General features: G+C 72.8%; 6 protein-coding genes and 1 pseudogene. 5 read left to right on the plus strand and 2 right to left on the minus strand.

Annotated elements, in window-relative coordinates; genetic code table 11:
• The first annotated feature begins 52 nt into the window (after positions 1 to 52).
• The 3 genes from HHX33_RS28720 to HHX33_RS28730 all read left to right on the plus strand — a co-directional run bounded on the left by HHX33_RS28720 (position 53) and on the right by HHX33_RS28730 (position 3,717).
• On the plus strand, positions 53 to 1,315 hold the full coding sequence (locus tag HHX33_RS28720; protein WP_182877340.1) for a cysteine desulfurase-like protein: 1,263 nt from the start codon (positions 53 to 55) through the stop codon (positions 1,313 to 1,315).
• An 87-nt stretch (positions 1,316 to 1,402) separates the two neighbouring features.
• Positions 1,403 to 2,194, plus strand: a complete 792-nt coding sequence (locus HHX33_RS28725; RefSeq protein ID WP_182877341.1) for a thioesterase II family protein — start codon at positions 1,403 to 1,405, stop codon at positions 2,192 to 2,194.
• Positions 2,191 to 3,717 carry an ArnT family glycosyltransferase gene (locus HHX33_RS28730; RefSeq protein WP_182877342.1) on the plus strand — a complete coding sequence of 509 codons (1,527 nt, stop codon included), beginning with the start codon at positions 2,191 to 2,193 and terminating at the stop codon, positions 3,715 to 3,717. Before HHX33_RS28725 ends, HHX33_RS28730 begins: the two co-directional genes overlap by 4 nt.
• A gap of 44 nt (positions 3,718 to 3,761) precedes the next feature.
• Here the strand turns inward: HHX33_RS28730 and HHX33_RS28735 are convergent.
• A pseudogene (locus HHX33_RS28735) lies at positions 3,762 to 4,903 on the minus strand (RNA-guided endonuclease InsQ/TnpB family protein).
• Between the two features lie 41 nt (positions 4,904 to 4,944).
• Between HHX33_RS28735 and tnpA the strand changes: the two are divergent.
• Positions 4,945 to 5,343 (plus strand): IS200/IS605 family transposase, encoded by a 399-nt coding sequence (gene tnpA, locus HHX33_RS28740; protein WP_182877371.1) that lies wholly within the window; start codon positions 4,945 to 4,947, stop codon positions 5,341 to 5,343.
• 167 nt (positions 5,344 to 5,510) lie between these two features.
• Here tnpA and HHX33_RS28745 read toward each other — a convergent pair whose 3' ends face one another.
• Entirely contained in the window at positions 5,511 to 6,689 is a 1,179-nt protein-coding gene (locus tag HHX33_RS28745; RefSeq protein WP_182877343.1) for an aromatic ring-hydroxylating oxygenase subunit alpha, read from the minus strand.
• A gap of 319 nt (positions 6,690 to 7,008) precedes the next feature.
• Between HHX33_RS28745 and HHX33_RS28750 the strand changes: the two genes are divergently transcribed.
• Entirely contained in the window at positions 7,009 to 12,993 is a 5,985-nt protein-coding gene (locus tag HHX33_RS28750; RefSeq protein ID WP_182877344.1) for a type I polyketide synthase, read from the plus strand.
• The last annotated feature ends 5 nt before the right edge of the window (positions 12,994 to 12,998 follow it).

Here is a 12,998-nt window from a genome sequence, read left to right on the forward strand (position 1 = left end):
ATCCCGCCAGGCGGAATCTTTCTCCGCTGTCTGTTTCGATCTGGGGGCACACGTGACCGTCTTCCATCCGTACGACGTCGCCGCCTTACGGGCCGAGTTTCCCGCGCTCGGGGCGGGCTCGGCCCATTTCGACGGCCCCGGCGGCCCGCAGGTGCCGCGGGCGGTGATCGACGCGATCGTGGAGGCGATGTCCAGCCCGCTCGCCAACCGGAGCAGCAACACCACCGGCGGGCGCAACGCGGACGCCATCGTCGTCCAGGCGCGGCAGGCGCTCGCCGACTTCTTCGGCGCGGACCCGGGCGGCGTCGTCTTCGGGCGGAACGCCACCCAGCTCGCCCACGAGTTCTCCCGGACGCTGGCCAAGACCTGGGCTCCCGGCGACGAGGTGGTGGTGACCCGGCTCGACCACGAGTCCAACGTCCAGCCGTGGGTGCTGGCGGCGGCCCAGGCCGGGGCGACCGTCCGGTGGGCCGACTTCGACCCGGAGACCGGCGAGCTGACGGCGGACCACGTCCGGCGGGTCCTGTCGGACCGGACCCGCCTCGTCGCCGTGACCGCCGCCTCGAACCTGATCGGCACCAGGCCGCCGGTCCGGGAGATCACCCGGCTGGCGCACGAGGCGGGCGCGCTGTGCTACGTCGACGCCGCCCACTACAGCGCGCACGTCAGCGTCGACTTCGACAGCTTCGGCGCCGACTTCGTCGCCTGCTCCGCGTACAAGTTCTTCGGGCCGCACCTCGGGGTGCTGGCCGCGCGGCCGGAGCTGCTGCGCACCCTGAGCCCCGACAAACTGCCTGCCGCGACCGACGTCGTGCCCGAGCGCTTCGAGCTCGGCATCCTGCCGTACGAGGTGCTCGCGGGGGTCCGGGCGGCGGTGGACTTCCTGGCCGGGCTGAGCCCCGTGCGGGCGGGCACCCGCCGGGAGCGCCTCGTGGCCGCGCTGGGCGCGATCGAGGCACACGAGGACGCGCTCCGGCTCCGGCTGGAGCGGGGGCTCGCCGAGCTGCCCCAGGTCACGGTGCACTCCCGGGCCGCCAGCCGGACGCCCACCCTGCTGCTGAGCGTGGCGGGGCACGACCCCAGGGACGTCTCCCACCACCTCGCGGCCCTCGGCATCGACACCGAGTCCGGCACCTTCTACGCCGCCGAGGCGTCCCGGCGGCTGGGCCTGGGCGACCGGGGCGGGGTGCGCGTCGGGCTCGCCCCGTACAACGACGACGACGACATCGACCGCCTCCTCGCCGGTCTGGCCGCGTACGTGGGCGACCACGTCCCTCCCGCGCTGGGGCGGGACCGGCTGTTCGTGACCCCCTGAACGACCCCCTGAGTGACTCACCGAGTGACCCCTGACCTCGTTCGCGCGGTTCCCCGCGACGATCTCCCTCGACGATCGGAAGCACCCTTGACCGAGACACTCCTCGACGACGTGTGGATCCGCCGCTACCACGACGGACCCGGGACGCACGGACCCGCGGGGTCCGCCACCCTCGTCTGCTTTCCGCATGCGGGCGGATCGGCGAGCTACTTCTCCACGCTGTCGGGCCTGCTGCGGTCCAGCCACCGGGTGCTGGCGTTGCAGTACCCGGGACGGCAGGACCGGCTGCGCGAGCGCTGCCTGTCCACCATCGACGAGCTCGCCGACGAGGCCTTCAGCGCGCTGGAACCCCTCATGGGCGGGCCGGTCGCGCTCTTCGGGCACAGCATGGGCGCGATGATCGCCTTCGAGGTGGCGACCCGGATGAAGCGGCGGCGCGGCCTCGACCCCGCCGCGCTGTTCGTGTCGGGCAGGCGGGCCCCCTCGCGGGACCGCCACGACGACGAGATCGTGCACCTGGGCGGTGACAGCGCTCTCGTCGCCGAGATGAAGCGGCTGAGCGGCACCGACGCGCGGGTCCTGGACGACCCGGAGGTGGTCGAGATGATCCTGCCGGCGCTGCGGAGCGACTACCGGGCGGTCGAGACCTACCGGTACCGGCCCGGGCCGAGGCTCGGCTGCCCCACGATCGCGCTGACCGGCGACGACGATCCGAAGGCGAGCGCGGACGAGGTCGACGCGTGGCGCGACCACACCTCCGGCGAGTTCCGGATGCACGTGTTCCCGGGCGGGCACTTCTACCTGAAGGAGCACTGGCCGGCCGTCGCCGACGTCATCGCCGGGCAGCTCGGCCGGGCCCGCCCGGACCAGTCTCGGTGAGCGCCGGGGCGGGGGCCGACGTGGGAGCGGGGGCGGGGGCCGCCGTGGACGAGCCCACAGCCGTACGCGCCCCGCGACGGGCCGCCGCGGGCGTCGCCGGCTCCTGGCCGGTGCTCGCCGTGGCGGGCGTGCTCGGCCTGGCGCTCGCGCTGACCGGCGGGCGGTACGGCTACTTCGGAGACGAGCTGTACTTCTGGGCCGCGGGTCACCACCTCGACTGGGGATTCGCCGACCAGCCCCCCTTGCTGCCGCTGCTCGCGCGGGCGATGGACGTCGTCGCTCCGGGATCGCCGGCGGTGATGCGGCTGCCCGCCCTGGTGTGCGCCGTGGGCGGAGTGCCGATCGCCGCGGCGATCGCCCGTGAGATGGGCGGCACCCGGCGGGCGCGGCTGCTGACCGCCGCCGCCGTCGCCGGGTCGCCGGTGCTGGGCGCGGGCGGGCACGTGCTCGCCACCACGCCCGTGGACACGTTCCTGTGGATCGTCGTCACCTGGCTGCTGGTCCGGTGGGTCCGGTTGCGCGACGACCGGTTGCTGCTGTGGTCGGGACTGGTCACCGGGCTCGCGCTGCAGGGCAAGTACACGATCGTGTTCTTCTGGCTGGTCGCGGGCGTGGCGATCGCGGCCGCCGGGCCGCGCGAGCTGCTGCGGCGCCCGTGGTTCCTCGCCGGCATGGCGGTGGCGGCGCTGTCCTGCGTCCCGGCCGTGCTGTGGCAGGCCCGCAACGGCTGGCCCCAGCTGGAGCTGGGCGCCGTGCTGGCCGGGGAGCACAGCCCGGCGGGGTTCTTCCTGCTGTTGCTGGGCTCGGCGGGCGTCCTCGGCACGCCGCTGCTCGTGTACGGACTGTGGCGCGCGCTCCGGACGCCCGAGTATCGCTTCCTCGGGTGGGCCCTGGCCGGGCTGGTGCTGGTGTTCGTCCTCACCTTCGGCGCCGGCTACTACGTGACGGGGCTGTTCCCGGCACTGTGGGCCGCGGGCGCGGTGGGTCTCGACCGCGTACGCGGCCGGTGGCCGGTATGGGTGGCGTGGCCCCTGGCCGTGCTGTCGGCGGCCATGGTGCTCGCGGTGCTGCCGGTGCGGCCGGTGGAGACCCTCGCCGGGCAGGACGGCGCGGAGAACCTCGTCAATGCAGAGAGCGTCGGCTGGCCGGAGCTCGCCGACGCGGTGGCCGGGGCGTACCGGGCCCTGCCGCCGGAGGTCCGGAGGCGCACCGTGGTCGTCACCGGCCACTACTGGAGCGCGAGCGCGATCGAGCGTTACGGCCCCGCACGCGGGCTGCCGCACGGCTACAGCCCGCACCGGGGTTTCTGGTACTTCGGCCCGCCCCCCGACGACGCCACGGTCACGCTGTACGTCGGCGACCCGCCGGCCCGTCTGCGCGACTCCTTCACCCGGGTCCGCCGCGTCGCGGCGGTCGACAACGGCCTGAACGTGAGGAACACGTTCCAGGGCGCCCCGATCTGGCTGTGCGAGGAGCAGCGGGAGCGGTGGTCCGCCCTCTGGGGGCGGCTCCGCGTGCTTTGACGCGCTCCCCGGCCTTGAAGGCCGGGGATTCAGCCCGTGCCGCTTCATGCGGCACCTCTGAAGCTTCCTGCTTCCTCGCGCTGTGCCGGGGCAGGCCCCGGTCTTACCCGCGCTCCACAGGCATTTAGCCTGTCCGCCCGTCCGGCGGCCAGGATGTTGATCGCCGCATTGATGTCCCGGTTGTGGACCGCCCCGCACGGGCAGGTCCACGACCGGATCGCAAGCGGCATCGATTCGGCGACGGTCCCGCAGCCAGAGCAGAGCTTGGAGGAGGGGAACCATCGGTCGATCTTGGCGAAGTGGCGGCCGTACCGCGCCGCCTTGTACTCCAGCATTGCGACGAACTGCGACCAGCCCGCATCGTGAACGGACTTGGCAAGGCGGGTGCGCCCGAGGCCGGACACGGCGAGGTTCTCCACGTACACCGCTTGGTTATCACGGATGATCTGGGTGGAGAGCTTGTGTGCCCAGTCACGGCGCGCATCGGCCACCCTGGCATGTGCCGTGGCGGCCTTGGCCCTGGCCTTCTGGCGGTTCGCTGAACTTTTCTCCTTACGGGAGAGCTCCTGCTGTGCCTTGCGCAGGCGCCGCTCGGCGCGGCGGAGGAAACGCGGGTTGTCCACCTTCCGGCCGTCAGAGGTGACGGCGAAGTGGGACAGCCCGAGGTCGATCCCCACTTCGGCGGCCGTCTCCGGAAGCGGGGCCTTGCCGGTCTCGATGACGAACGAGGCGAAGTACCTGCCGGCCGCGTCCTTGACCACCGTCACGCTGGACGGTTCGGTGGGCAGGTCCCGTGACCAGCGGACTGGAATGTCACCGATCGGCGGATCGCCTGCCGGTTGTCCTTGCGTGACCGGAAGCGGGGCGGGGCGATCTTCGGGCCCTTCCGCTTTCCGGTGACCGAGTCGAAGAAGTTCCAGTACGCCTTGTTCAGGTCCGCCAGAGCCTGCTGTAACACCACGGCGGACACCTCGCCCAGCCAGGCACGATCGGGGGTCTTCTTCGCCTGCGTGATGACCCGCTTGGACAACTCCCCGTCCGAGATGTACGGCACGCCTTGTTCCCGAGCGTCCTGCCGTGCGCGCAGCCCGTCGTTGAACACCACCCGCGCACACCCGAACGCACGGGCCAGAGCGTGACGCTGGCCCGGCGTCGGATAGAGGCGGAAGTTGTACCTGAGCTGCACACCGTGACCATACCAATCGGCCTGTGATCGAATATTGAGACATCAGAACCGGAAGAAATTGCGTTTTCGTCCCGCGGGCCCACTTGGTTTTCGTGACCAAGTTCCGGCATCGGGTATTCACCGGGGCACACCTGGAACGCATGGAGCAGATCATGCGGGACGTCTGCGCCGACTTCGAGACCGAACTGGCCGAGTTCAACGGCGAGGCCAACCACGTACACCTGCTGGTGGACTTCCCGCCCAAGATCGCCCTGTTCCGGCTCGTCAACAGCCTCAAGGGCGTCTCCTCCCGCCGGATGCGACAGGAGTTCCCCGAACTGGCCCGCCACTACTACCGAGCGAACAAGCTGTGGTCGGGCTCCTACTTCGCGGGAAGCGTGGACGGCACACCGATCAGCGTCCTGCACCAGTACATTGAGCAGCAGAACCGCCCCGTCTGAGCCCTCCTGGACGCCGATCCGCCTTGGCCGCGGATCGGCTTTTCCTGCCCGGCTACGCAAGCAAGTCCGCTCCACCCCCGGCCTGAAGGCCGAAGCACTGCGGACCAATCCGGTAGCCCGGCCGGCCCGGCGGCACCCGCGCCGGGCCGGCCGTCACGCGGGCCCGCTCACGATCGGGGCGGCCGCGCCATCGTCCGTTCGGGTTCGAGACCCAGCCCGTCGCCCCCGGCGAGCATGTCATCGCAGACCCGGTGGAAGTGGGTGATCAGACACTCGCGTTCGTTGAAGATGTTCTGCCGGTACGCCGACGACCAGGCGACGGCCGCGACGTTGACCCATTCGTCGACGTCCTGCTGCACCACGGCCTTGATGCCCTCCCAGAGCATCTCCGCGAGGTCCTGGTAGTCCTCGTCGTCCGTGTCGTACTGCAGTTCCCACGCCTCGAAGCGGGTCCTGTTCACGCCGAGCGGCACCGAGCGGAAAAGCTGGGTGTGCACGTTGTGGCAGTTGAAGACCGCGCTGGGGAACAGGTTGTAGTTGCAGATCGCGAGGGAGGTGTGGTCGAGCGTCCGCCGTAGCTCCTCCAGCACGCCCATCAACGGCACGACCATCATGCCGTTGCGCCCGAAGACGTCCATCGTCGCCTGCCGGGCGTCCTTCACGTCGGCGGCGGGGATCTGGTGCAGCGCCTGCGCGTGGTAGAACTCGCTGAAGGCGTCGATGACGACCTTCCAGTTGACGTCGACCTCCCATTCGACCTTCTCGACGAGCTTCATGTCCTCCATGCGGAAGGCGCCGAGGTCGCCGGCGAGCTCCGGGCCGATCCAGTCGAGCAGCGGCCCCGCCACGCCCGGCCCGGCCAGGACCGCCCACACCCAGCCGCCCCATTCGTCGAGTTCGACGGCGGGGGAGCACAGGCCGTCCAGAGTGGCGCGGTCGAAGTCGGGCCGATCCGGAACGCCGATCACCCTGCCCTCGACGTCGTAGGCCCAGTTGTGCCAGCGGCAGGTGAACCGGCGTGCCCCGACGCCGTTCTCGACCACGATCCGGGTGCCGCGATGCTGGCAGACGTTGTGGAAGCCGGCCAGCCCGCCGTCCTTGCGCCGGGTGACGACGATGCTCTCCCCGTGGCCCTCCCACACGTGGTGGTCACCGGGACCGGGGATCTCGCTGGAACGGCAGATGATCTGCCAGCTCCGGTTGAGGACCCGGAGCCGTTCCTGCTCGAAGCGCTCGGGGTCCCGGTAGACGTCGGCGTCGAGCGTCGACGGCCCGATCGGCGGCACGTTCGGGATCCCCGGGCCGAAGCGGGCGGGCAGATCGCCGCGGGTGGGTTTGAAGACCACAGTCGGACCTCCGTCGGTCTGAGCACGATGCCCGGCGTCGGATTCACCGGGGATGCGACCGGATCATGCGCACTCGCGCGGGCGGGGTCCAGGCAGAACCGATGGCGACTATCCGAAGTGACCGGCCAGAGCCCGTTATCCGGCGTTTTCTGCCGATCCGCAATGTGTAACACGTTTCGCCGCTAATTCTGCCTGGACCCTGTCCCCGGCGCAGCCAGAGGATGCGCAGGCAGCGTGATTCCGTCGTGAGCCGACAGACGGGGCGGGGCTCCGGCGCGATCCGAGATCTGCGCGCGGGGGGACGAGGGGAGAGTTGTCCGTGGGCGCCGAAAACGAGGAGAGACTGCGCGGCTACCTCAAGCGCGTGACAGCGGAACTGCTGGAGACCAGGGAGCGTCTCGCGGAGGCGGAGGGGAGCCACGCGGAGCCGATCGCGATCGTGGGCATGGCCTGCCGGTTCCCCGGTGACGTCCGCTCGCCCGAGGACCTCTGGCGGCTGGTCGAGAACGGGGACAGCGGCGTCACCGGGTTCCCCGAGGACCGCGGCTGGAACCTCGCCGCGCTGGGTCCCGACAGCGAGGACCCGGCGTCGCGGTGCGCTTCGCGGCACGGCGCCTTCCTCCACGACGCCGCCTGCTTCGACGCCGAGTTCTTCGAGATCTCGCCGCGCGAGGCGGTGGCGATGGACCCGCAGCACCGCCTGCTGCTGGAGATCGTCTGGGAGGCGCTCGAACGGGCGGGCATCCCGCCCGAGTCGCTGGGCGGCAGCGCCACCGGCGTCTACGTCGGCATGATGGCCGGCGACTACGCGATCCCGATGGCCACGTCGAGCCGGGGGACACCCGGACTCGGCGGGTTCCTCGTCAACGGCAACACGAACGCCATCGCGTCGGGGCGGATCGCGTACACGTTCAACCTGCGGGGTCCCGCGGTCACGATCGACACGGCGTGCTCGTCCGGGCTGGTCGCCCTGCACGACGCGTGTCACGCGCTGCGCCGGGGCGAAATCTCGGTGGCGCTGGCCGGGGGCGTCGCGGTGATGTCGACGCCCGCACTGCTGGTCGAGTTCACCCGCCAGGGCGGGCTCGCCGCGGACGGCCGCTGCAAGGCGTTCGCCGCCGCCGCGGACGGGACCTCCTTCGCCGAAGGCGTGGGGATGCTCGTCCTGGAGCGGCTGTCGGACGCCCGCCGCGCCGGTCACGAGGTCCTGGCCGTCGTACGCGGCAGCGCGGTGAACCAGGACGGCGCGTCCAACGGACTGACCGCGCCGAACGGAGCCGCCCAGCAGCAGGTGATCCGGCAGGCGCTGGCCGCCGCCGGGCTGGCGCCGTCGGACGTGGACATGGTGGAGGCGCACGGGACGGGCACGCGTCTCGGCGACCCCATCGAGGCCCAGGCGCTGCTGGCCACGTACGGCCGGAACCGGGAACGTCCGCTGTATCTGGGCTCGGTGAAGTCGAACATCGGCCACACCCAGGCCGCCGCGGGCATCGCCGGGGTGATCAAGACGGTCATGGCCATGCGCAACGGCGTCATGCCGCCGAGCATCGGGATCGACGAGCCCACCCCCCACGTCGACTGGTCCGCGGGCGACGTCAGGTTGCTGACCGAGACGACGCCGTGGCCGTCGACGGGCGGGCCGCGCCGGGCCGGAGTCTCGTCCTTCAGCATCAGCGGCACCAACGCGCACGCGCTGATCGAGCAGGCGCCCGCCGGGGACGCGGGGGACGCCGGTGACGAAGAGCCCGGTGTGCGTCCGCCCGCGGGCCTGCCCGCCGTCGCGTGGCCGCTGTCGGCCAAGTCGCGCCCGGCGCTGCGCGCCATGGCGGCGGGACTGCTCGCGAGCCTCGACGCGGAGCCGGAGGTCGCCGACGCCGACGTCGGCCTGTCCCTCGCCGCCGGGCGCGCCACCCTGAGGCATCGCGCCGTCGTCGTCGGCTCCGGCCGGAAGGACCTGCGTACGGGCCTGGAGGCACTGGTTGCCGGGGAGCCCGCGGACACCCTCGTGGAGGGCTCCGCGACGACGACGAACCCGGGCCCGGTCTTCGTGTTCCCGGGTCAGGGGCAGCAGTGGGCGGGGATGGCGGCGCGGTTGCTGGTGGAGTCGCCGGTGTTTGCGGCGCGGGTGGGGGAGTGTGTGGCGGCGTTCGAGCCGTTGGTGGATTTCTCGTTGCTGGAGGTGCTGCGCAGCGGTCCCGGTAGTGGTTCCGGTGGGGGTGTGGGTGGGGGTGCCCGTGGCTTGTTGGAGCGGGACGAGGTGGTGCAGGCGGCGTTGTTCTCGGTGATGGTGTCGCTGGCGGAGGTGTGGCGGTCGGTGGGGGTGGTGCCGTCGGCGGTGGTGGGGCATTCGCAGGGGGAGATCGCGGCGGCGTGTGTGGCGGGGGCGTTGAGTTTGGGGGATGCGGCGCGGTTGGTGGTGGCGCGGGGCGGTCCGATCCGGCGGGTGCTGGCGGGTCGTGGGGGGATGGTGTCGGTGGGGTGCTCGGCGGGGGAGGCCGAGGCGTTGGTGGGGCGGTGGGGTGGGCGGTTGGTGGTGGCTGCGGTGAACGGGCCGCGGTCGTGTGCGGTGTCGGGGGAGTTGGCGGCGCTGGCGGAGTTGACCGCGTGGTGTGAGGGGTCGGGGGTGCGGGTGTCGCGGGTGGCGATCGAGTATGCGTCGCATTCGCCGCAGGTGGAGGCGGTGCGGGAGGACTTGGCCGGGGCTTTGGCCTTTGTGGAGCCGCGTGTGTGTGGGGTGGGGGTGTATTCGACGGTGACCGGGGGGTTGGTGGGTGGGGAGGAGTTGGGTGGGGGGTATTGGTTTGAGAATTTGCGGCGGCCGGTGGATTTCGCGGGTGCGGTGGGGTCGTTGCTGGGTGATGGTTACCGGTTGTTCGTGGAGTGTGGGGCGCATCCGGTGCTGGGGTTGGGGTTGCGGGGGGTTGTCGAGGAGGCGGGTGTCGAGGCGGGGGTGGTCGGCTCGTTGCGCCGGGGTGATGGTGGTTTCGCTCGGTTTGTGGCGTCGGCGGCCGAGGCGTACACCCACGGCGCCACCGTCGACTGGACCGCCCTCTACGCCGGGACCACGGCCAGGCGCGTCTCCCTGCCCACCTATCCCTTCCAGCACGGCAGGTACTGGGTCGACGCTCCTGCCCGGCGGGAAGGGGACGCCGCGGGGCTCGGTCTGTCCGAGCCCGGCCACCCGCTGCTCGACGCCGCCGTCGACCTCGCGGGCGACGGGGGTGGCGGGGGTGAGGTGTTCGTCGGGCGTGTCTCACCCGCCCTTCACGACTGGATCCCCGACCACGCGGTGGCCGGCACGGTCCTGCTGCCGGGTACGGCGCTGGTCGAACTGGCCGCGCACGCGGCGGCCCGCGCCGGGCTCGGCGGCGTCGAGGAACTGACCCTGCACGCGCCCGTCGTCGTCCCCGCCGAAGGGGACCTGACCGTGCAGATGGTCGTGGGACCCGACGACGGCACGGGCCGGCGGTCCCTGGCCCTGCACTCGCGGCCCGCCGGCGACGAGACCGGTGACGCCGCCGCCGACGGGCCGTGGACCCGGCATGCGGAAGGCGCCCTGCTGGCCGGCGCGCCCGGCGACCCGGACGCGCCGGAGTGGGACGACCTGCGGGGCTCCTGGCCTCCGTCGGGCTCCTCGGTGGTCGACGTCACCGGGGTGTACGACCGTCTGGACGACAGCGGATTCCACTACGGCCCGGCCTTCCGGGGGCTGCGCGGCGTGTGGCGGCGCGGCGATGTGCTGTTCGCCGAGGTGGCGCTGCCCGAGGCCGCCCAGGCCGCCCCGCAGGGGTACGGCGTCCACCCCGCGCTGTTCGACGCCGCGCTGCACGCGATGCCGGCCGGCCAGATGGCGACGGGGGAACAGGCCGGGGACAGGGCCGGAGAACAGGCCGGGGAGCTGCGGGTGCCGTTCGCCTGGCACGGCGTCGCGGTGCACGCCGCCGGGTCCGGCACCCTGCGGGTCCGTTTCTCCCGTACGGGTGACCAGAGCGTGGCCATGCTCGCCGCCGACGAGACCGGCGCGCCCGTCCTGACCGTCGAGTCCCTGGTGACCCGCCCGATCACGGCCGAACAGCTGCAGGCGGCGCGGGCCCCTCACCGCGAGTCGCTCTTCCGCCTCGACTGGCCGGCCCTCCAGCCGCTGCCCGCCCAGCGCGTACGGGCGGAGCGGTGCGGGGTGCTCGGCGGCGGACCCGCCCCCTGGGCGGCGCACCACTACCCGCACCCGGCGACGCCGTCCGACGCACTGGCCGACGGAGCAAGCAGTGCGGCAGACGCACCGAGAGATTCGCCGGCCGAATCGGTGACGGACGCATCGGCTGAACCGTCTGCCGGCATACCGGGTGACGCGCTGGGCAGCGTGTCGGTCGCCAAGTCGGGCGACGCTCTGGCGGATGCTCGGACCGGCTCAGCGGCCGGTGGGTTGGCAGGCGCACTCGATGGATTGACGGAGTCCGGTGCTTCCGTGCCGGAGTACGTCGTGGTGCCGCTTCCCGAGCCCGCTCCGGGGGCTCCAGGGGGCGTCGCCGGAGCGGTCCGGTCGTCCGTCGGCGAGGTGCTCGCCCTGGTCCGGCGCTGGCTGGCCGACGAGCGGTTCGCCGCCTCCCGGCTGGTCATCCTGACCCGCGACGCGGTGGCGCCGGAGGGCGGCGGCCTTCCGGACCTGGCCGCCGCGTCGGTCTGGGGCCTGATCCGGTCGGCCCAGTCCGAGCACCCCGGCAGGCTGACGCTGGTGGACACGGACCGGACGGCCCGGTCCGCCGACGCGCTGCCCACCGCGCTGGCGTCCGGCGAACCACAGGTGGTGATCCGGGAGGGCGTGATCCGGGTGGGCCGGCTCGTCCGGGCCGATGTTCAAGCCGACGTCCGGTCGGACGCGGCGGCGGGGCGGCCGGCCGGGCCCGCCGGGGGAACCGTACTTATTACCGGAGGGCTCGGCACGCTGGGCGGCCTGCTGGCCCGGCACCTGGTCACCGCGCGGGGAGCGAGGCGGCTCCTGCTGCTGGGCCGCAGAGGCGGCGAGACGCCGGGCGCGGACCGGCTCGTCGAGGAGCTGACCGCGCTCGGGGCGAGCGTGACCGTGGCCCGGTGCGACGCGGCCGACCGCGCGGCGCTCGCGGACGTGCTGGCCGGCATCCCCGCCGAGCACCCGCTCACGACGGTGATCCACGCGGCGGGCCGCACCGACGACTGCGTCGTCTCGGCGCTGACGCCGGAGCGCCTGGACCGGGTGCTGCGGCCCAAGGTCGACGCGGTGGTCAACCTGCACGAGCTGACCCTCGGCCACGAGCTGCGCGAATTCGTGTCGTTCTCGTCGGTGTCCGGCGTTCTCGGCGGGGCCGGGCAGGCGAACTACGCCGCCGCCAACGCCTTCCTCGACGCCTTCGCCGAGTATCGCCGGGGCCTCGGCCTGCCGGGGCTGTCCCTCGCCTGGGGCCAGTGGGCGCAGCCCAGCGGCATGACCGGCGCGCTGGACGAGACCGAGCTCAGGCGGCTCGCCGCCGCGGGAGTCGTCGCGATGTCGTCGGAGGAGGCCCTGGCGCTGTTCGACGCCGCGAGCACAGCCGCGAGCACAGCCGGAAGCGCCTGCCTGGTGCCGGCCCGCGTCGACTTCCCGGCGCTGCGCTCCATCGCGCGGGCGGGTCAGCTGCCGCCCGTCCTGCGCTCGCTCGTGCGTACGCCTGTCCGGGAGCCGAGGCAGGCACAGGGCACCCGGGGACAGGGCACCCGGGAACAGGGCGCGCCCGACTCCGCGTCCTGGCGCCGCGAGCTGGCCGCTCTGCCCGAGGCGGACCGGCCGGGCAGGCTCGTCGACCTGATCCGCGTCAAGGCGGCCCTGGTGCTGGGCCACCCCGAGTCCGCCGCCGGGGCGATCGACGCCGACGGCGCGTTCAAGGAGCTCGGCTTCGACTCGCTCACGGTCGTCGAGCTGCGCAACCGGCTGGCCGAGGTGACCGGCCTGCGCCTGCCGGCGACCCTGGTCTTCGACTACCCGACCCCCGCCGCGCTCGCGGCACACCTGCTGTCCGAACTGGCGCTGGACGCGACTCCGGACACGGGCACGGCCGCCGGCACGACGCCGGACGGCAGCGGCGAGGACGCGGTGAACGCCGCCGTCGAACACCTGCGCCAGGTGGTGGCCGCGCACCCGCTGGACGACACCGCACGCGGGCACCTGGCGACCCGGCTGGGCGGTCTGCTGCGCGAATGGGCCGCCCCGCCCGCGGAACCGGCCGCCCGGCTGGAGTCCGCGAGCCCGGACGAGCTCTTCGCCCTGCTCGACCAGCAGTTCAACGGCCGCTGACGTAC

Source organism: Microbispora sp. H10670 (assembly GCF_014161385.1).
Taxonomy (GTDB): Bacteria; Actinomycetota; Actinomycetes; order Streptosporangiales; family Streptosporangiaceae; genus Microbispora; species Microbispora triticiradicis.